The 19,563-nt window shown below is 71.7% G+C and carries 17 protein-coding genes; 7 read left to right on the plus strand and 10 right to left on the minus strand.

The features are described 5' to 3' along the window. The first annotated feature begins 54 nt into the window (after nt 1–54). Nucleotides 55–795, plus strand: coding sequence for an SIS domain-containing protein (locus A6A25_RS41970; protein WP_143193760.1), 741 nt, complete (start codon nt 55–57; stop codon nt 793–795). A gap of 61 nt (nt 796–856) precedes the next feature. Further along, complete coding sequence (locus A6A25_RS41975) at nt 857–2,428, plus strand: penicillin-binding transpeptidase domain-containing protein (protein ID WP_073900184.1); 1,572 nt, start codon at nt 857–859, stop codon at nt 2,426–2,428. A gap of 20 nt (nt 2,429–2,448) precedes the next feature. Here A6A25_RS41975 and A6A25_RS41980 read toward each other — a convergent pair whose 3' ends face one another. The 4 genes from A6A25_RS41980 to A6A25_RS41995 form a co-directional block, all read right to left on the minus strand. Further along, nucleotides 2,449–4,335 carry an ABC transporter ATP-binding protein gene (locus A6A25_RS41980; protein ID WP_073900186.1) on the minus strand — a complete coding sequence of 629 codons (1,887 nt, stop codon included), beginning with the start codon at nt 4,333–4,335 and terminating at the stop codon, nt 2,449–2,451. 702 nt (nt 4,336–5,037) lie between these two features. Next, nucleotides 5,038–5,853, minus strand: coding sequence for an enoyl-CoA hydratase/isomerase family protein (locus A6A25_RS41985; RefSeq protein WP_073900188.1), 816 nt, complete (start codon nt 5,851–5,853; stop codon nt 5,038–5,040). Between the two features lie 66 nt (nt 5,854–5,919). Further along, nucleotides 5,920–6,129 (minus strand): helix-turn-helix domain-containing protein, encoded by a 210-nt coding sequence (locus A6A25_RS41990; RefSeq protein ID WP_015103570.1) that lies wholly within the window; start codon nt 6,127–6,129, stop codon nt 5,920–5,922. Nucleotides 6,130–6,306: 177 nt separating this feature from the next. Then, nucleotides 6,307–7,935, minus strand: coding sequence for an ABC-F family ATP-binding cassette domain-containing protein (locus A6A25_RS41995; RefSeq protein ID WP_073900189.1), 1,629 nt, complete (start codon nt 7,933–7,935; stop codon nt 6,307–6,309). Between the two features lie 142 nt (nt 7,936–8,077). Here A6A25_RS41995 and A6A25_RS42000 point away from each other — a divergent pair, with 142 nt between their 5' ends. Both A6A25_RS42000 and A6A25_RS43775 read left to right on the plus strand, forming a co-directional pair. Next, on the plus strand, nt 8,078–8,851 hold the full coding sequence (locus A6A25_RS42000; RefSeq protein ID WP_073900190.1) for an SDR family oxidoreductase: 774 nt from the start codon (nt 8,078–8,080) through the stop codon (nt 8,849–8,851). Nucleotides 8,852–8,956: 105 nt separating this feature from the next. Then, nucleotides 8,957–9,265, plus strand: coding sequence for a hypothetical protein (locus tag A6A25_RS43775; RefSeq protein ID WP_143193761.1), 309 nt, complete (start codon nt 8,957–8,959; stop codon nt 9,263–9,265). A gap of 111 nt (nt 9,266–9,376) precedes the next feature. Here the strand turns inward: A6A25_RS43775 and A6A25_RS42010 are convergent, their stop codons facing one another. The 4 genes from A6A25_RS42010 to A6A25_RS42025 all read right to left on the minus strand — a co-directional run bounded on the left by A6A25_RS42010 (nt 9,377) and on the right by A6A25_RS42025 (nt 11,641). Continuing rightward, nucleotides 9,377–9,892 carry a SigE family RNA polymerase sigma factor gene (locus A6A25_RS42010; protein ID WP_073900193.1) on the minus strand — a complete coding sequence of 172 codons (516 nt, stop codon included), beginning with the start codon at nt 9,890–9,892 and terminating at the stop codon, nt 9,377–9,379. A 4-nt stretch (nt 9,893–9,896) separates the two neighbouring features. After that, on the minus strand, nt 9,897–10,307 hold the full coding sequence (locus A6A25_RS42015) for a hypothetical protein (RefSeq protein ID WP_073900195.1): 411 nt from the start codon (nt 10,305–10,307) through the stop codon (nt 9,897–9,899). A gap of 81 nt (nt 10,308–10,388) precedes the next feature. Next, nucleotides 10,389–11,069 (minus strand): acVLRF1 family peptidyl-tRNA hydrolase, encoded by a 681-nt coding sequence (locus A6A25_RS42020; protein WP_073900197.1) that lies wholly within the window; start codon nt 11,067–11,069, stop codon nt 10,389–10,391. Next, nucleotides 11,066–11,641 carry a hypothetical protein gene (locus A6A25_RS42025; RefSeq protein ID WP_241829210.1) on the minus strand — a complete coding sequence of 192 codons (576 nt, stop codon included), beginning with the start codon at nt 11,639–11,641 and terminating at the stop codon, nt 11,066–11,068. The genes A6A25_RS42020 and A6A25_RS42025 overlap by 4 nt, the downstream gene beginning before the upstream one ends. A gap of 308 nt (nt 11,642–11,949) precedes the next feature. On the opposite strand from A6A25_RS42025, the gene A6A25_RS42030 reads away from it, so the two are divergent. After that, nucleotides 11,950–12,927, plus strand: coding sequence for a helix-turn-helix transcriptional regulator (locus A6A25_RS42030; protein WP_073900201.1), 978 nt, complete (start codon nt 11,950–11,952; stop codon nt 12,925–12,927). Between the two features lie 61 nt (nt 12,928–12,988). On the opposite strand, the gene A6A25_RS42035 is transcribed toward A6A25_RS42030, so the two are convergent. Together A6A25_RS42035 and A6A25_RS42040 are read right to left on the minus strand one after the other, a co-directional pair. Continuing rightward, nucleotides 12,989–15,721: a S8 family serine peptidase gene (locus A6A25_RS42035; protein ID WP_380735920.1), complete on the minus strand. Its 2,733-nt coding sequence runs from the start codon at nt 15,719–15,721 to the stop codon at nt 12,989–12,991. Nucleotides 15,722–15,922: 201 nt separating this feature from the next. After that, on the minus strand, nt 15,923–17,491 hold the full coding sequence (locus tag A6A25_RS42040; RefSeq protein WP_073900205.1) for a deoxyguanosinetriphosphate triphosphohydrolase family protein: 1,569 nt from the start codon (nt 17,489–17,491) through the stop codon (nt 15,923–15,925). 92 nt (nt 17,492–17,583) lie between these two features. Between A6A25_RS42040 and A6A25_RS42045 the strand changes: the two genes are divergently transcribed. Both A6A25_RS42045 and A6A25_RS42050 read left to right on the plus strand, forming a co-directional pair. Next, nucleotides 17,584–17,898: a hypothetical protein gene (locus tag A6A25_RS42045; RefSeq protein ID WP_143193762.1), complete on the plus strand. Its 315-nt coding sequence runs from the start codon at nt 17,584–17,586 to the stop codon at nt 17,896–17,898. Between the two features lies 1 nt (nt 17,899). After that, the gene (locus tag A6A25_RS42050; protein ID WP_073900211.1) at nt 17,900–19,468 is read left to right on the plus strand and encodes a WXG100-like domain-containing protein; all 1,569 of its coding nucleotides are present in this window, start codon (nt 17,900–17,902) and stop codon (nt 19,466–19,468) included. The last annotated feature ends 95 nt before the right edge of the window (nt 19,469–19,563 follow it).

Genomic DNA, 19,563 nt, shown 5'->3' on the forward strand with positions numbered 1-19,563 from the left:
ATCCGGTAGGACTACGGCACCAGCACCTTTTGGTATAGACCACTGGAGGACCGCATGACGACCGAGCCCGTGACCGACACCGACTACGGCGACGTCGTGCGCACCCACCTCACCAGGGTGGAGCAGCAGAACGCGGCAGCCCTGGACGACGTGGCGGAACTGGTGCTGGCGAGCGTGCGCGCGGACGGCATGGTGCTCACCGCGGGCGCGGGCCACTCCCTGGCCGCGGTCGCCGAGACGTTCTACCGCGCCGGCGGCCTGGCCTGCGTCCGACCGATCTACCACCCCGAACTCCTGCCGATGCACGGCGCGGTCAGCAGCACGTCCGCCGAACGCCGCTCCGGCCTGGCCGCCGAAGTGCTGCGCGAAGCGGGTCTGGCCGCGCACGACGTGCTGTTCGTCTTCTCCACCTCCGGCGTGAACCCCTACCCGGTGGAACTCGCGATCCTCGCGGCCGACGCCGGCTGCCCCGTGGTCGCGGTGACGTCGGTCGCCGCCAGCGCGCTGGCACCGCGCCGCGCCGGCACGACCCTCGCCGAGAACGCCACCGTGGTGCTGGACAACCTCGTGCCCCCCGGCGACGCGACCTACCCGCCCGCCAACCCGGTCACCGCCGCCGTGTCCACGATCGCGACCGCCTTCCTGTGGAACCTGCTGACGGTGCGCCTGTTCGACAAGGCCGCCGAGGCGGGCGTGGCGCTGCCGCTGTGGCGCAGCGCGAACGTCGAGGGCGGCGACAAGGCCAACGCCGACCTGCTGCGCAAGTACCAGACGCGGGTGCCCCAGCTGGGCTGAGCGACGTTCACGAATCCTCCACACGGTCGGGTTAACCTCCGATCGCTAAAGGGGGATATTCGTGAACAAAAGAGCGAAGCGGTGGGTACTGGCTGTCGGGGGCACCGCGGCGGTCGCGGTGATCGTCGCGGGTGTGGTGGTGCTGCGGTCGGGCGGTGAGCCGAAGGCCCAGGACAAGCCCGAACGGGTGGGCCCGGGTGTCGTCGCCCAGCGGTTCTTCACCGCGATGGCGTCCGGCCAGGCGGGACAGGCGGCGGCGGCCACCGACGCGGCGGACGCGGCGGGCGCGGCACTCGCCCGGGCGCAACAGGGCATGCCGGGCGCGTCGTTCCACGCCCAACTCGGCCTGCTGCCACAGGTCGCCGAAGACGCCACGACGACCGAAGCCGACGTGAACATCACGTGGACGTTGCCGGGCGGCGTGCCGCTGAAGTACGCGACCAAGGTCGGGTTGCGGCTGGTGGACGACCAGTGGCGCGTCCACTGGTCACCGTCCCTGCTGCACCCGCAGCTCGCCGAGGGCCAGAGCCTGGCCTACCGCACGCTGTCCGCGGAGGGCGCGCTGGTCGACCGCACGGGTCGGCCGGTGCCGCCGGACTTCGCCCCGGTGGTGATGGGTTCGGTGCGGCAGGAGGTCGGCAGCTTGAACGGCACGCCGGGCTGGCAGGTCGTGATCGTCGACCAGGCCGGGACGCCGGTCACCGTGCTGCAGGAGCAGAAGCCGCAGGCCGTGAAGACGATGACGGTCACGCTGGACCCGGTCACGCAGGCCGCCGCGCAGGCCGCGGTCGACCAGGTGGGCGGGCAGGCGGCGATGCTGGTGGCGATCCAGCCGTCGACCGGTGAGATCCTGGCCGTGGCGCAGAACGCGATCACGGGCAACGACCCGCTCGCGCTGTACGGCCACTACGAGCCGGGGTCGACGTTCAAGGTCGTCACCGCGACGGCGGCGTTGACCGGCGGTCTGGCGACGGCCGACACTCCCGTGCCGTGCCCCGGCAAGGCGACCATCGGCACCAGGCAGATCACCAACGACGACTCGTTCGAGCTGGGTACGGTGCCGTTGCACCGGGCGTTCGCGGCGTCGTGCAACACCAGCTTCAGCCAGTTGGCCGCCACCATGCCGCCGACGGCTCTGCCCGACGCCGCCGCGTACTTCGGGCTGGCGTCGGACTTCACCGTCGCGGGCATCACCACGAACACCGGCAAGATCCCGCCCGCCGACTCCGTGCCCGCCCGGGTCGAGGCGGGCATCGGGCAGGGCCAGACGCAGGCGACGCCGTTCGGCATGGCGCTGGTCGCGGCCACGGTCGCCAACGGTCGCACGCCGGTCCCGCAGCTGATCCGCGAGATCCCGACCGAGGGCGCGGCACCGGCGGCGCTGCCCGGCGGCGTCACGAGCGCGTTGCGGTCGATGATGGGCCAGGTCGTCACCGGCGGCACGGCCCGTGAGCTGGCCGGTTACGGCGGGGTGCGCGGCAAGACCGGCACCGCGCAGTTCGGTGACGGCACGCGGTCGCACGGCTGGTTCATCGGCTACCGCGGTGACCTGGCGTTCTCCGTGCTCGTGGTGAACGGTGGCTCGTCCAAGGTCGCGGTGGCCGCCACCGGCACGTTCCTCGGCGCGCTCTGAACGCCGCTGCGCACGTCGCTTCAGACAGCGGCCTCCAGGTCGTCCGTCACGGCAGGCGTTTCGTCGAACTGCGTGCGGTACAGGTCGGCGTAACGGCCCTGGGCCGCCAGCAGTTCGGTGTGCGTGCCGCGTTCGACCACACGTCCGTCCTCCACGACCAGGATCTGGTCGGCCGCACGGATGGTGGACAGCCGGTGCGCGATCACCAACGCGGTCCGGCCGCGCAACGCCTCGGTCAGCGCGACCTGCACGGCGGCCTCCGACTCGGAGTCCAGGTGCGCGGTCGCCTCGTCCAGGATGACCACGCGCGGCCGGGCCAGGAGCAGCCGGGCGATGGTGAGCCGCTGCCGTTCGCCGCCCGAGAGCCGGTAGCCGCGTTCACCGACCACCGTGTCGAGGCCGTCCGGGAGTGATTCGACCAGGTGGTCCAGGCGTGCGCGGCGCAGCGCGTCCCACAGTTCGTCCTCGGTCGCGTCCGGTCGCGGGTAGCTCAGGTTCGCGCGGATCGTGTCGTGGAACAGGTGACCGTCCTGGGTGACGACGCCGACGGTTTCCCGCAGCGAGTCGAACGCCAGTTCGCGCACGTCCACATCGGACAGTCGGACGGCGCCGGAGTCGACTTCGTAGAGCCGGGGGACGAGCGAGGCGATGGTCGACTTGCCCGCGCCGGAGGACCCGACGAGCGCCACGAGCTGACCCGGCTCGGCGCGGAAGCTGACGCCGTGCAACACCTCCTCGCCACCGCGTGTGTCCAGTGTGGCCACTGATTCCAGTGAGGCCAGTGAGACCTTGTCGGCCGGCGGGTAGGCGAACCGGACGTCCTCGAACTCGACGGACACCGGGCCGTCCGGCACGCGGCGCGGGTGGGGCGGTTCGGCGATCATCGGCTTCAGGTCGAGCACTTCGAACACCCGTTCGAACGAGACGAGGGCGGTCATCACGTCGACCCGGGCGTTGGCCAGGGCGGTGAGCGGTGAGTAGAGGCGGGTGAGCAGGAGCGCGAGCGAGACGACGGTGCCCGCAGCCAGGTGGCCGGTGAGCGCGAGGTAGCCGCCGAGGCCGTAGACGAGGGCTTGGGCGAGGGCGGAGACCAGCGTCAGGCCGGTCATGAACCAGCGGGTCGCCATCGCCGTGCGGACGCCGATGTCGCGGACGCGCGCCGCCCGTTGGTCGAACTCGGCGGCCTCGGCCTCCGGTCGGCCGAACAGCTTCACCAACGTCGCGCCGGGTGCGGAGAACCGCTCGGTCATCTGGGTGGTCATGCCCGCGTTGAGCGTGGACGCTTCCCGCTGCAGGTCCGCCATCCGGCTGCCCATGCGGCGCGCGGGGATCACGAAGACCGGCAGCAACACCAGGGCGAGCGCGGTCACCTGCCACGAAAGGGTGAACATCACGCCCAGGGAGAGCCCCAGCTGGATGACGTTGGTGACGACGCCCGAGAGCGTCGACGTGAACGCCCGCTGCGCGCCGATCACGTCGTTGTTCAGCCTGCTGACCAGCGCCCCGGTGCGCGTTCGGGTGAAGAACGCGATGGGCATGCGCTGCACGTGCTCGTACACGGCGCGCCGCAGGTCGTGGATGAGCCCTTCGCCGATCCGCGCCGACTGCCACCGCTCGACCAACCCGAGCCCCGCGTCCACCACCGCGATCCCCGCGATCACGACGGCCAACCACACCACGACGGACACGTCCCGCCCGCCGACGATCGCATCCACCACCCGCCCCGCGAGCACCGGCGTACTGACCGCGAGCACCGCGGAAGCCACCGTGAGCAGCAGGAACACGACCAACTTCGCCCGATGCGGCGCCGCGAACCCCAACACCCGCCGAAACGTCCCCCGCCGCACCCCCGTGGGCGCGTCCGAAGCCCGCATCGCGCTGCGCATCAATCCCCAAGAACCGTCCACGACAGACGGTAACGCCCACAGCACACCCGACGTTCCCGTTCGTGCACACGCCCCGCGGACGACAGACCGAGATCGGCGCCCACAAACCCCCAACCGGCCCTGCGGCCGGCCCGCCACCCGCCCCCAACGGCCTGGCGAGCCCGGCACCGGCCGAGCGGTGCGGCGGCGGGCCAGTCGGGATGCGGCGGACACGGCTTCGGGCGAGCCGAGACGGGGCCAACACGGCGGCGGACCAGGCCGGGCAGCGCCTCGCGCCACCGGCGTTGGCACGGCGAGTCCGCGCGGCACGACTGCGGCGACGCGCGGCACGACTGCGGCGACGCACTGCACGGTCGGCCCCAGGCCGCGCTGCCACGGCCGGCCCTGGGCGCTGCCGGTGCGCGGTTCGGGCGGTGGCGGCAAGCGCGGCGGCGGCCCGGCGGCGGTGGAGCTGCCTGGCGGCGGCCGAGCGATCCCGTCGTGGCTGGGCGGGCGGTCCCGCCGTCGCCGAGCGGGCCAGCTGTGGCCGTGCGGGCCCGCGTGGTCGAGCGGGCGGGTGATGGGCGGCGGCGGTGGCGGTGGGGCGGTGGCGGGCGGGCTTGGGGGGTGGGTCAGGGTTGCGGTCGTGGTGGGGTGGTTCGGGGCTCCGTCATATCAACCGAGGTACGGGAACAGTGTTTCCGTACATTTTTGGGGCGATCTCACCCGATCGTGTTTGGGGGCTCAGTTCTGGCCGTTGGCCAGGGCGGTCAGTTCGGCGAGGCGGCGGAGTTGGGCTTCGCGTTCGGAGCGCAGTTGGGTGTCCTCGGAGGCGCCGTCGGCGGCGGACGCGAGGAGGGCCAGGGTTTCTCGGACTGCGCCCGGCATCGGCTGCAGCACCTGGGCGACCAGGGTGTCGACCGCCTCGTCCAAGCCGTCCGCGGGCACGACGGAGTTCGCGAGGCCGATGCGCAGCGCCTCCTCGGCGCCGACCCGCCTTCCGGTCAGGCAGATCTCGGCCGCGCGCGAGTACCCGACCAGGCGCACCAGGGGCAACGTGCCGCCCAGGTCGGGCACCAGGCCGAGCGACGTTTCGGCCATGCAGAAGTTGACGTCGTCGGCGGCCACGCGGAAGTCGCACGCGAGCGCGAGTTGGAACCCCGCGCCGACCGCGTGCCCGCGCACGGCGGCGATCGTCACCCGAGCCGGGTCGCGCAGCCAGCGGAAGCCTTCTTGGAACTCCGCGATCAGCGCGGCGCCTGCCTCGGGTCCCCGTCGCGTGATCTCCGGCAGACCCGGTTCGCCCTCCACCGGGGCGCCCGTGAACATGCGCCGGTCGAGGCCCGCGGAAAAGGCACGACCGGAACCCCGGACGACCACGACGCGGACGTCCGGGCCCAGCTGTTCACCGATCGTCCGCAACGCCACCCAGGTCGACGGCGTCTGTGCGTTGAGCACGTCGGGACGGTCGAGCGTGATCGTCGCGCGCGGTCCGTCCACGACGAGCCGCACGCCTCCGCGTTCCAGCAGGCCGGCGTCGATGGTGGTCGGTGCCGACATGCGTGAACCTCCGGGTTTCGTCAGGCGTCGTCTCTCCTCGACGCCGTAAGGTTACCGGAGGGTAGCTTACTTCTTCTTCGTGCGGGTGGCGCCACCGCGACCGCGCAGCTGCACACCGGACTCGCTGAGCACCCGGTGCACGAAGCCGTAGGAGCGTCCGGTGGACTCGGCCAACGCCCGGATGCTCGCGCCCTTTTCGTACTTCTTCTTCAGGTCAGCGGCCAGCTTGTCCCGCGTGGCGCCGGTGATCCGGGCGCCCTTCTTCAGGTCAGCCACCTTGTCCCGCCTTCCGTAGACAGCAGGTCGGGCCTTCGAAAGCCCCTGTCGTCGCAATGATCGAACACGAAGACCAAGAACGCCAGGTGATCAAGCGAAATGATCTGCGAGCGGTCGCGGGATCACGCAGAGTCGATCAGTGCTCACGTTACGGCGTGAACGGCGAAACCCGTTGCCTCAGGCCAACTGCACGAGTTCCAGGTACTCCTGGGACCAGTGGTCCTCGGTGCCGTCGGGCAGCAGGATCACCCGCTCGGGCTCTAGGGCTTCCACCGCCCCGGGGTCGTGCGTGACCAGCACGACGGCACCCTCGTAGCGGCGCAACGCGTCGAGCACCTGCTCGCGGCTGGCCGGGTCGAGGTTGTTCGTCGGCTCGTCCAGCAGCAGCACGTTCGCCGCGCTCGACACCAGGCCGGCCAGCGCCAACCGGGTCTTCTCACCGCCCGACAGCGTGCCGGCGGGCTGTTCGAGCTGCTCACCGCTGAACAGGAACGTGCCCAGCAGCGACCGCAGCTGCTGTTCGGGCACGTCCGGCGCGGCGTGGCGGATGTTCTGCCACACCGTGGCCTCGTGGTCGAGCGTCTCGTGCTCCTGGGCGAAGTACCCGAGCTTGAGGCCGTGACCGGCGATCACCTCGCCGCTGTCCGGGTGTTCCATCGAGCCGATCAGGCGCAGCAGCGTGGTCTTGCCCGCGCCGTTGAGCCCGAGGATGACCACGCGCGACCCGCGGTCGATGGCCAGGTCGACGCCGGTGAAGACCTCCAGCGAGCCGTACGACTTGCTCAGGCCCTCGGCCGTCAACGGCGTCCTGCCGCACGCCGCGGGCTGCGGGAAGCGGATCTTGGCGACCTTGTCGGCCTGGCGGGTGTCCTCCAGGCCGGAGAGCAGCTTCTCGGCACGGCGGGCCATGTTCTGCGCGGCGACCGCCTTGGTGGCCTTCGCGCGCATCTTGTCCGCCTGCGCCATGAGCGCGCCGGCCTTCTTCTCCGCGTTGGCGCGCTCACGACGGCGGCGCTTCTCGTCGGCGGCCCGCGCTTCGAGGTACTTCTTCCAGCCCATGTTGTAGATGTCGACCTCGCCGCGCGTCGCGTCGAGGAACCACACCTTGTTGACCACGTCGTCCAGGAGTTCGACGTCGTGGCTGATCACGACCAGGCCGCCCTCGTGGGACTTGAGGAACCCGCGAAGCCACGCGATCGAGTCCGCGTCGAGGTGGTTGGTCGGCTCGTCGATCAGCAGGATCGTGCTGGACTTCGCGCCGACGCCGCCCTCGGAGGCGGCGAACAGGATGCGGGCCAGCTCGACGCGGCGGCGTTGACCACCGGACAGCGTGCGCAGCGGCTGGGCGAGCACGCGGTCGGCCAGGCCGAGGTTGGCGCAGATGCGGGCGGCTTCGCTCTCGGCCGCGTACCCGCCGAGGGCGGCGAACCGCTCTTCGAGGCGCCCGTACTTGCGCACGGCGACCTGCAGCTCGTTGTCGTCGACCAGCTCGGCCATCGTGGACTGCATCTTCTCCATGTCGCGGAGAAGCTGGTCCAGGCCGCGCGCGGACAGCACGCGGTCCTTGGCGATGACGGACAGGTCGCCCTCGCGCGGGTCCTGGGGCAGGTAGCCGAGCTCGCCGGTGCGGCGGACCTCGCCCGCGTACGGCTGGCCCTCGCCCGCGAGGACGCGCAGTGACGTGGTCTTGCCGGCGCCGTTGCGGCCGACGAGGCCGATGCGGTCGCCCGGCTGGACGCGGAGGGTGGCGTCGGACAGCAGGATGCGCGAGCCCGCGCGCAACTCGAGATCGGTTGCGGTGATCAAGTTTTACTCCGGTGTGTGGTCGTGCGAGGTCAACGGCGCGGCTGGGCGCGGGACCTACTCGATCAAGATGACCACGGTTCCAGTCTACGGGGTGGGCGCCACCCGATTACGGGTATGTGTCGACCGGCATAGATTGCCCGCTATGACTACGGACTTCACGGGCAGGGCGGCCCTGGTCACGGGCGCCAGTCGGGGCATCGGGTACGGCATCGCGGCGGAGCTGCTGTCGCGCGGCGCGTCGGTGACGATCACGTCGCGCAAGGCGGAGGCCGTGACGGCGGCGGCCGAATCCCTGGCGGCCGCGACGGGCGTCTCACCCGATCGTGTGCTTGCGGTGCCGGGGAACGCGGGCAGCGCGGACGACCGCGCGCGGGCCGTCGAGGCGACCGTGGAGCGGTTCGGTCGGCTGGACGTGCTCGTGAACAACACCGGCATCAACCCCGTGTTCGGCGCTCTGGTGGACGCGGACCTCGACGCGGTGCGGAAGATCTTCGACGTCAACGTGGTGGCGGCGCTCGGGTTCGTGCAGCTGGCGTGGAAGGCGTGGATGCGGGAGCACGGCGGTGCGGTGGTGAACATCGCGTCGGTGGGCGGGCTGCGGTCGACCGGGGTGATCGGGGCGTACGGGGCGAGCAAGGCGGCGCTGATCCGGTTGACGGAGGAGTTGGCGTGGCAGCTGGGTCCGCAGGTGCGGGTGAACGCGGTCGCGCCGGCGGTGGTGAAGACGCGTTTCGCCGAGGCGCTGTACACGGGACGCGAGGAGGAGGCGGCGGCCGGCTACCCGATGAAGCGGCTCGGGACGCCCGAGGACGTGGCGCGGTTGGTCGCGTTCCTGGCATCGGACGCCGCCGAGTGGATCACCGGCGAGACCGTGCGCGTGGACGGCGGGCTGCTGGCCACCGGCACGTTGGGGTAGGTCGGCCGGGTCGGGGTGAACGGCGGGGCTCGCGGCGGCGGGTCCCGCCGTCACGAGCGCGGCCGGCTGGGCGGCTAGCGCGTGGTGGTGACGTGAGGTCGGTGGGTGGAGGTGGTGAGTCCCGGCGGGGTCGCGGTGGAGCCGGGGACCGTGGTCCTGGTCGTGGTGGTGGTCGGGACGGGGGCGCGGTCGGGGATCGTCGTGGTGGTCGTGGGCGTGGTGGACACCGGGGACGAGGCGGTGCCTTCGGGTGAGCTGGTCGCGGGGTGGGGCTCGACCGATCTGCTCGTGCTGATCTCCGGACCCGGCGGGCCGGCGGGACCGCTGTCGGTCGGGTCCGGGGGCCGGCTCAGGGCGAAGGCGACCACCACCGCGACCACGGCGGTGCCGGTGCCGGCGGCGGCCACGGCGTAGGTGCGGCGGCGGCGTTTGACGGCGGTGCCCCGGAAGACGATGTCCACCGCCCCGAACGTGCGTGGCACCGGTTGGATGTTCAGTTGTTCGAACGTCTTCTTCAGCTCGTCCTCAAGCACCGCGCGACACCTCCTGCCACAACGCGCTGAACTCCGGTCCCAGCCGCTGCCTCAACGCCTTCAGGCCGCGGCTCGTGTTGCTCTTCACCGTGCCCTCCGAGCAGCCGAGGGCCGCGGCCGTCTCCTCCACCCCCAGGTCGTGCCAGAACCGCAGCACGAGCGTCGCACGCTGCTTGGCGGGCACGGCGTCCAACGCCTGCCACACCACCAGCCGGTCCTCGCTCAACGATCCCGCTTCCGGCACGTCCGGCAGCTCGTCGGTGAGCTTCTCCCGTTTCCACCGCACCCGGCGGCGCTCCGCGAGGAACGTGCGCACCACGATCTGCCGCAGGTAGGCCTCCACCCCCTCGCGCTGCACGAGCCTCGGGCCCGCCAGGTAGAGCTTCAGGAACGCGGACTGCACCACGTCTTCGGCCTCGTGGTGGTTGCCGCACAACAAGAACGCGGTGAAGCGCATCGAGTCGGCGCACCGGTCGAAGTAGTGGGTGAACTCCGCGTCCCAGCTCACGCCGTCAACGCCCCGGGGCGGCCGTCGTGGTCGTCGGCAGCGGCGGCCTGGTGGTCGTGGTCGTCACGGGGTGCGACGGGCCCGGCGACGTGGTCACCGTCGTGGTGGTCACCGGTGGGCGGGAGGACGTCGGCCGGGGCGTCGGCTCGGGCCGCACGGTGGTGGTGGTCGGCCACGGCCCCGGGGTGGTGCTGATCGGCGGCCGGGTGACCGTCGACTGCGGCGAGGTCTCGATCGGCGACGACGCGGTGGGCGACGGCGCGGGCGGCGACGTGGTGACGGAGGTGGCGGGCGGCTGGGTGGTGGTCGACGCGGGCGCCTCGTCCCCGCCGCCGGACGCCAGCGCGGTCCCCGCCACGGCGATACCGCCGAGCACGACGGCCCCCGCCGCCAGCACGAGTCGTTTGCGCAGCAAGACTGCTCCTCGGGTTCGTGAGGCCGCCGCTGGTCGGCACCCTCTCACCCTTATCAATGCGGTCGGGGTCGCCGCGGGTTGTCACGAGTTCTCGGGAGTTTCCCGGACCACGACCTCCACCGCCCGCGCCCGCTCGGCGGCCTCGTCCAGCACCGCCCGCCGGGGCTCCGGCACGTCCAACACGCGCGGTGACGCCAACGCGAACACCTCGCCCAGCCGACGGTCACCCCGCAGGACGTCCAACGCCTGACGGTCACCACCGAGCACGACCGCGTCCAGCTCACCCACCCGAGGCCCCAGCACCCGCGCCGCATCGTCCGCCGCCGCCTGGAGGGCGACCCGCGCCTGCCCTTCCCGCCGCCGCGCGAACCGCTGCTGCGACCACCCGCCCGCCTTGTTGCGCCCGTGCACCTGCCGGCTGTCGGTGGTCGACACGAGCACCACGCCGTCCTGCGCCACCCCGATGCTGTGCCCGCCGAGCCGCACGAGCAGCAACCCGATCCGCCGCGACGCGGACGCGTGCGCCAGCAGCGCGTCGAGCACCAGTCCTTCGTGCTCGCCCGGAGGAGTGAACTCACCGTAAGCGGCCGACACCGCAGCCGTGGCACCGTCCACCGCCGTGACCAGGCAAGACCCCGGAGTCACCGACGTCGACACCACGCCGCCGTGACGCAGGGCGAACCGCGAGAACCACCCGTCCAGGCGTTCCGGCGGCACTTCGACCGCCCGGCCGCCACCGGAGACCGGGCGGACCCTGTTCATGCCGGTGCGACCGCGACCCAGACCGGCAGCGGGTGCCCGCACTCGGCGGGCGAGAGCCGCTGCACCGCGCCGAACCCGGCCTCGGTCAGCGACGCGGCGATCTGCTCGGGCGACAACACCCGGTGCCGGGTCGACACGGTGTTGGCCACCTCCCACGTCTCCGCGCCGCGCACCAGCCGCACGACTTCGAGAGCGTAGGACTCACCGTCGGCCGCCCAGTCCCACAGCTGCACGGTCACCTGCCGGTCCGGGCCGCGCCCGGACACCTTCGGCGGCGGCGCGGTGGGCCGCAGCGTGCCGAGCTTGTCCAGCTCGGGCACGGCGGCGACGAACAGCCCACCGGGCCGCAGCGCCTGCCGGGCCAGCAGCAGCGCCTGGTCGAGCGCGTTCTCGTGGGCCAACCGGGGCAGCAGGTCGTCGCCCGCGCGGACCACGTCGACGGGCCGCCCACCGTGGTGCCGCACGACGTCGAGCAGGTCGAGCACCACGTGATGGCCGTCGCCGAGCACGGCGGCGGCGACCTCCGTCAGCGGGTCCTCCGGCAGGGGCACGAGGTCCTGGGCGGCGGTCACCGGGCACACAGTAGGCCCAACGGATCAACGACCGCCAACGGCGTGCGGCCGGCGGGGCGAGCGGACAGCGTGACCGCATAGCACCCCGAAGGGGCCGCCGGCACGACCCCGAAGCTGCCGTTGCACAATGTTACCGACGGGTTTACAAAGGGGAGAGCACGGATGTTCACCACTTGACAGAACGATGCCGACCCCAGTGAACTCGTAACCCGTATGGCCCAATCAATGACTCCACCTGGAAGGCACCAACGCCCTGCGTTGGCGGGTAGGGTCACTGGGGCGTGATCTCATGACAGCGGGGAGTCACAATGACCAACGCTGCCGGTCGACCCAACCTGTCCGTCGACGAACTCGACTCGACGGGCCACGGCAGTCTTGCGCAGCTTCTCACCACGGGGCCTTTCCCCGAGGCGCTGAGAGCCGCGATCAAAGCGAGCAGGCTGAGCCTCGACCGCATCCAGCACCGGCTCGCGCTGCGCGGGGTCACGATCAGTGTCGCCACGCTGAGTTACTGGCAGTCCGGCCGACGCCGACCCGAGCGACCGGAGTCGCTGGAGGCGCTGCGCCACCTGGAGACCGTGCTCGGCGTGCCGCAGGCGGGCCTGTCCGCGCTGCTCGGCCCGCCGCGCCCGCGCGGCAGGCGGTCCCGGCCGACGACGATGATGCCGATCGACGCGCTGTGGGCGCGTCGCGAACGGGTCGCGAACCTGCTCACCAAGGTGGACACGTCGTCGGACGTGAAGCTGGGCCGGATCAGCCAGCACGACCGGATCGAGATCGCCGCCGACGGCGGTCAGCGCTCGGTGTGGGTGCGCCAGATCCTGCGCGCCGAGCAGGACGGCCCGGACCGGTGGGCGCTTGTGTTCGAGACCGAGCAGGCGAACGTGCTGCCGCAGGTCGTCAACCTGCGCAACTGCCACCTCGGCCGGGTGGTCGAGGACACCGAGGCCAACATCATGGCCGCCGAGATGATGTTCGACCGGCCCCTGACCAGGGGCGAGACCATCATCATGGAGTACGAGCTGCTGTTCGCCGAGGGCCACTACCCGGCGGGCAACAACACGTTCGCCCGCAAGTTCCGGCTGCCGGTGCGCGAGTACGTGATCGAGGTGCGGTTCGACCAGTCGAACCTGCCCGCCCGCTGCCAGCAGTTCAGCGTGCCCGCCGGTGACGAGACCCCGTCCCGGCGGCGCAACCTGGCCCTGGACGCGGCGGGTGGCGTGCACGCCGTGGCACTGGGCTTCGGGCCCGGTGTGTTCGGCATCCGCTGGGAGTGGCCGAAGTAACACGTGAACAAAAGGGCCCCGGGAGCGTGCTCCCGGGGCCCTTTTCACGTCACCGGAACGATCAGACGTAACCGTTGATCTTCAGCGAGACCGCGCGGATCGAGCCGCGGTCGGACGCGGCCGCGTCCACGACCTTGAACGTCCACGTGCCGTCCACCGGCTCGGCGAGCAACGCGCCCAACGGGGTGGTGGGCCGCCACGTGCCCGTGTACGGCGCCAGGTTGCTGGTCACCGCGGAGAACGGCTGCGCGGCGGTGTCGTCGAACACGACCTGGCACAGGTTGTTGCCGGTGGAGCCGTTGCGCTGGAACACCGTCGCGGTCGCGCCGGACGGCGAGGTCAGCGTGCCGACCAGGTCACCGACGAACGAGTGGTCGATGCCGACGGTCGTCGCACCCGCAGCCGAGCTGCAGGTGTCGCCGTCGATCGAGAACACGATCCTGGAGCCGCGGCCGACGCCGCTGACCGGGATCTCGATCGTGACGCCGGTGGCGTCGTTGTCCGGGATGGCCGCGACCGGCCCGGTGTAGGCGAACGTCTTCGTCTCCCGGGACGGCTCACCGACGTTGAGCGTGAACGCGCTCGTGGTCGGCGAGGTCGAGCCCGCGAACGTCACCCGGGCGTCCAGCCGGACGGCCGAGCCGGTGGCCGCCGACGCGGGCACGCTCACCTTGAACGTGTTGGTGACCGTCTGGCCGACCTCGACGTTGCCGTAGTACTTCGACCGGGGCGCGATCGTCACGCCCGCGGTGGGCGTGGTGAGCACGAGGCTGGTCGACGCGGCCGTGCCGTCACCGGAGTTGACCACCGGCACGGTGACCGTGGCCGTGGTGCCCGGCTTGAGGTACTGGCTGCCGTCGGCGTCGTTGACCACGGACGGCTTCGCCGCCTTCGCCAGCGGCTGCGGCGAGGCACCGGTGTAGGCCAGCACCAGGTCGGCGCGCACGACGCCCGCGCCGGTCCGGTTGTCCACGCCCGCCTCGGCGATGTCGATCGCGGTGCCGGTCAACGCCTCCCGCACCTCGGCGGGCGACAGACCGGGGTTGCCGGACAGCACCAGGCCCGCGATGGCCGCGGCGTTCGGCGCGGACGCCGACGTGCCGAAGAACGGGTTGAACCCGGCCACGCTGGTCTGCACGCCGTCCGCCGCGGTCAGGTCGGGCTTCTGCCGGACCTCCTCGCTCGGCGTGCCGTCGGGCGCGAAGAACACCCGGCGCGGACCGTCGGAGGTGAACCGCTCGGGCTTCTGCGTGCCGTCGAACGCGTTCGGGTACGGGCCGCGCGGGTTGGCCGGGTCGCCCGGCTCCAGGTCGAACGGCAGCGGGTCGTTCGCCGGTGCCGCCGCGACGCTGATCGCGCCCTTGGCCGCCGAGTGCCCGCGCGTCACGCCGGACGTGGCGAACTTCTGGAGCCCGTCGGACGAGTCCTTGAACCGACCGCCCAGGGCGGACAGCGCCAGGTACTTGTCCTCACCGCGGAACTTGACCACGGCCAGCCGCAGCCCGTACGCGCTGGTGGGCGTGTTCAACCGCTCGTACGGGTCCTGGCTGCCGTCCTGCACGCCCTGGCTGAACGCCACCACGTTGCCCTGCGAGTTCGCCAGGTACAGGTCGTAGTCGTTGAACGACGAGGCCAGCGGGTCGGACCAGAACAGCGTCACGGGCACGTTGCCCGAGCTGTCCGACAGCGGGTTGAACACCTGCTTGGCGTCCGGCGAGGGGTTGAAGTCGTGCGCGGTGCCGGCGAACTTGCCGACGCCGACGCCCGAGTCGACGAACTGGCCCTCCCAGTGGCCCGAGGTGCCGTCGGCGACGTTGCCGTCGTTACCGGCGGAGGAGAAGTACAGCGCGCCGTCGGCGGTGACCGCGTCCACGGCCTGCGCGATCACGCCGTCCTGGAACGGCGACTCGTTGAAGTAGAGGATGTCGTCGACGATGACGTCGCAGCCCAGCCGGAAGCGCAGGGCGCGGATGTTGTCGGCGAAGCTCGCGTCACCGTTGACCGCGGTGGCGAAGCCGAGGCTCGCGTTCGGCGCGATGTCGTGGAGGATCTCCAGCATCGCGGTGCCCTCGTTGCCCGAGCCCTCCTGCCCGGCCAGCACGTCGATCCCGGCGGGCAGCTCACCGGCGGCCTGCGACAGGCCGAGCGAGTCGACGCCGTCGGACAGCGCGCACAGCTTCACGCCGGTGCCGGTGACGCGGAAGTCCTCGCGGGCGGTGTCGGCGGCGTGCGCCCGGTCGCCCTCTCCCGTGCGGACCGCCTGCGGCGCGACCAAGGCCTCGCGGGTGCGTGCCTCGATCTCCCTGGCCTTGTCCTCCTTGGAAGGTGCCGGGTCCGCCTTGCGGTCCTTCTGGTTGTACGTCTTGTACTCGACCGCGGTCTCGACGCGGCGCACGTCGCCGCGGGCGGACAGCTTGGTCAACGCGGTGAGCGGGAGCTGGGCGCGGACCGTCCTGCCCTCGGTGGAGACCGACCGGATACCTCCACCGGCGGCCTTCACCGCGGCGACGAGGTCGTCGGTGACCTTGAACGCGCGGATGTCCACCTCGACGGTGTTTCCGCTGTGGACCTTCACGCCGGTCTGCAGCGCGGGGAGCTTGTTGAACGTGGTGGCGTTGGCGCGGCGGCGCTGCTCGACCACGAGCGCGCTGTCCACTTTGGACTCTGCGGCGGTGAGGGACTTCTTGATGGCCTGGAGCGCGGCGATCTGCGCGGCGGTCCTGTCCTCGACGCCCTTCGACGCCTTGGGCGGGTCGGCGGAGGCGGGCGACACGACGCCCAAGGTCAACAGCACCGCGGCACTCGCGGCGATCAGGGCGTTTCTTCGCGAACGGCGTTTCGGTGAGCGCACAGGCGTCTCCCCCAGTTCGTGCGTGCCCCCGACGCACGCGACCTGCGGTCGGATGTCTCCGACCGAGGGGTCAACGTATTGCGCACGGACAAGTACCGTCTGCCACCGTTCGGCCTACTTCTCAGACGGTGAATCCATCACATTTCACAGTACAAAAGCATCTGTCCACAGCTGACCGGTGCGTCCGGACAGTGCGTCGAGCAGCGCCGCGGCCTGGTTGTCGGTGAGCGAGGCGATGAAGTCGACCACCGCCCGGCCACGGGCCAGCGCCCGAACGGCGTCCGGCCCCGACGGCGTCTCCCCCGTGGCGCCGACCAGCACGGACGGGTCCGTCCGGGCCAAGGCCGCGTACTCGTCACCGGCCAGCTCGACCAGGTCGTGCAGCCGGCGCGGCAACCGGTTCGCCTCGTGCCGATCGGTCACCCACTGCTCCAACGCCTCGACCAGCGCCGTCAGCAGCCGCGCCTGGCCCCGCTGGTGCAGCGCGAGGTCCGGGCGCAGCAGCACGAACCGGCGGTGCACGAACTTCAGCACCTGCACCTCGTGCCACTGCGGCACGGCCAGCACCACGTGCCCGGACCGCGTCGTCGGCTCCTCGACCACGCCGACCGAGTCCACCAGGCGACGCGTCCAGCGTGCGGAGAACCCGGCCACCGCCTGCTCGGCCTCCACCGAACCGTCGAACGGCACCGCCAGCAGCCCGTCCACCAGCTCGGCGCGCACCTTGGCCACCGCGTGCGCGAACGCGTCGTCGTGCACCGCCCACGAGTCCTTCGCGTGCAGCCGGCGGCGCAGTGCCTCCAGCGAACGGCCCGGTCGGCGTTCCTGCGCGGTGAGGTCGGCGGCGCTCAGACCCGCCAGCTCCACCGCGTGCTCCAGCCACGTGTTCAGCTCGGTCGACACGGCGGCGTGCTGGAGCACGCCCACGCGGTGGAAGTCCTCCAGGTCGTGGATGGCGTAGGCGATGTCGTCGGCGGTGTCCATGACCGACGCCTCGACCGTCTGCTGCCACGGCTCCAACCTCGCCGTGTAGAACGCGCGGGACTGCTCGACGTCCTCCAGCTCGGTGACGTAGGCGGAGAACTTGCTGGAACCCGTGCCCGGAGCGTCGGTCGGCTCGGCGGCACCACGGGGCGGCGCGGGCAGGTCCCGGGGGTGCGGCTTCGGGTAGGACAGGCGCGTCCACGGGTACTTGAGCATCGCCGCGCGCACCGCCACCGTGAGGTCCAACCCGACCGCCGCCGGACCACGCACATCGGTCGTCGTGACGATGCGGAACGACTGGGCGTTGCCCTCGAACCCGTCCGACAGCCCGAACCGGTGCCGGGCCAGCCGGTCCAGCACCTGCTCGCCGAGGTGCCCGAACGGCGGGTGCCCCAGGTCGTGCGCCAGGGACGCGGCCTCCACCACGTCCGGGTCACAGCCACCGAGCTTGTCCAGCAGGTTGGCCACGTCCGCGCGCGTGTTGAGCCGTTCCGCGATGGCGCGGGCGGCCTGGGCCACCTTCAGGCTGTGCGTCAGGCGGTTGTGCACCAGCAGGCCCGATCCGGTCGAGCTGATGACCTGCGTGACGCCGCCGAGCCGGGCGAAGAACGGCGAACTGGCCACCCGGTCCCGGTCGATGCGGAACGGGCTCGTGGCCAGGTCGGCTTGGACGGCGGCGGAGTTCCCGCCGGAGCGGCGCTGCGTTCGGGGATCGGGCTCGTGGTGCATGGTGGAAAACTAGTCGCACCACGCGGCTCTGCGCGTGACCGGTAGCGGCCACGGCCCGCCGCGCCCGGACGCGGCCCGCCATCTTGAGCGTCATGGGTGGATTCGCACACATGCAGGTGGACGGGATAGAGCCCGCGCTGCACCGCCTCACCGGCACCGGCGAGACGCTGGCCGCCACCTGGCGGGACGGGCAGTCCGGGCTGGCCGCGGGCGAGGCGGGCATCGGCGCGGACCCGTTGGGGCAGGCGTTCCGCGCCGGCTACGACGCCGACGCCGCCAAGGTGCGCCAGGTCGCGGACCTCGTGCCGGAGCTGCTGCTGAGCGACGGCCGGACCGGTCATGACGCCGTCATCGACTACCTCGCCGCGGACGTTCGCTCCAGGGGCGCGCTCTCGGGTGGTGGCTGAGGTGGCCATCCCCGAACCGACCTCCGAGCTGTGGACGCGCGCGAAGGCCATGGGCGCCACCTGGCCCGTGTCGAACGAGGAGACCGCGCACGCGCTGGCCGACAGCTGGCGACGCACCGGCGCCGAGTACGGCAAGGCCGCCGAGCACAGCCTGAACTCGGTGAACACCGACTGGCCCGACGCGGCCGGGACGGTGTTCACCGGTCTCGTCCGGCACCACCTCCACCGTGCCGCGACGACGAGCGCCGACATGGGCGAGCTGGCGCGACGTGCCGAGATCTTCGGCAACGAGGTCGCCACCGCCAAGGACGGGATCGTCAAGCTCCTCGACGCCAACGCCGAGCGTTACGCGGGCATCACCGGCATCGGGGCGGACCTCCGGCGCAACGCGTTCGCCCAACAACTCGCGGGCGAGGTGAACAGGCTGATCAGCGACGCCGCCGGGCGGATCACCGGCGGCCCGCCGGTCGGCCGGACGCCCGCCCCACCGCCGGGCGCGACCCCGCAGGACGTCCACACCTGGTGGCTGTCCCTGGGGCCGGGCGAACGCCAGGACGTCGTGCGGAACAACCCTGACCTGGTCCGCAACCTCGACGGCATCCCCGCCGAGATCCGGGACCAAGCCAATCGCGCCGTCCTCGACCGGGAGATCGCCGCGCTGGAGGCGGAACGAGCGAAGCTCAAGGATGAACTGCGAGGAGGCGAGGAGTCCTCGATGGCCGAAGCCGAGCGGTACCAGCAGCTCGGCAAGCAGATCAGAGCGCTCGAACGCCTCCGCGACGAGCACACGACCGGGAACGGCTACTACCTGCTCGGCCTCGACACCGCGGGCGACGGCAAGGCCATCGTCGCCTACGGCAACCCCGACGGGGCCGCCAATGTCGCGACCTTCGTGCCGGGTGTCGGGACCTCGCTCAGCACCATCGAAGGCGAACTCCACCGCGCCACCACCCTGGCCGACGGCGCCGGCGGCACCAAGGATGGCAGGGTCGCCGTCATCGCCTGGGTCGGCTACGACACACCCGACGACGTCGCCTCCGCGCTCGACCCGACCTACGCCGCCAACGCAGGCGTTGCCCTCGACCGGTTCCACGACGGTCTGCGGGTCACCGCGCCCGGCGCCCACCTCACCGCTGTGGGCCACAGCTACGGCTCGACCACGATCGCGCACGCCGCCCAAGCGCACAGCCTCGCCGCCGACGACCTGGTGCTGGTGTCCAGCCCCGGCGCGTGGAACCAGCACGTCAGCGAACTCAGGCTCGACGGCGTGAACCCGGAGGACATGGGGTCGCGGGTGCACGCCACCACCGCGCCGAACGACGCAATCGACACCTTGAGCAACTTCGAGCTCCCGAAGTACGAGGCGAGCGCCCAAGACCCGAACCCACCCACGGTCGACCCGATCCTCGGGCGCGACCCCACGAACCCCCTGTACGGGGCCCGTGTCTTCGAGTCCCCACCGAACTGGAAGAACTCCCAGGGCGTGGTACCTGATCCGCACATGGCACCGCTGGAAAGAGAGCACCCGGCAGTCGGTGAAATCGGCGAGATCATCAACGGGAACCGCTGAAACGCCTCAAGGGGGCGCTCGGCATGAGCGCCCCCTTGAGGGAATGATTGTTCGGCGGCGTCCTACTCTCCCACACCCTCACGAGTGCAGTACCA

The organism is Saccharothrix sp. CB00851, from assembly GCF_001905065.1.
Taxonomy (GTDB): domain Bacteria; phylum Actinomycetota; class Actinomycetes; order Mycobacteriales; family Pseudonocardiaceae; genus Actinosynnema.

Coding starts and splice junctions, on each gene's coding strand:
- A6A25_RS41970 (WP_143193760.1), top strand. CDS start 55: ATGACGACCGAGCCCGTGACCGACACCGACTACGGCGACGTCGTGCGC.
- A6A25_RS42045 (WP_143193762.1), top strand. CDS start 17,584: ATGGGTGGATTCGCACACATGCAGGTGGACGGGATAGAGCCCGCGCTG.
- A6A25_RS41985 (WP_073900188.1), bottom strand. CDS start 5,853: ATGTCGGCACCGACCACCATCGACGCCGGCCTGCTGGAACGCGGAGGC.
- A6A25_RS42030 (WP_073900201.1), top strand. CDS start 11,950: ATGACCAACGCTGCCGGTCGACCCAACCTGTCCGTCGACGAACTCGAC.
- A6A25_RS42040 (WP_073900205.1), bottom strand. CDS start 17,491: ATGCACCACGAGCCCGATCCCCGAACGCAGCGCCGCTCCGGCGGGAAC.
- A6A25_RS42000 (WP_073900190.1), top strand. CDS start 8,078: ATGACTACGGACTTCACGGGCAGGGCGGCCCTGGTCACGGGCGCCAGT.
- A6A25_RS42020 (WP_073900197.1), bottom strand. CDS start 11,069: ATGAACAGGGTCCGCCCGGTCTCCGGTGGCGGCCGGGCGGTCGAAGTG.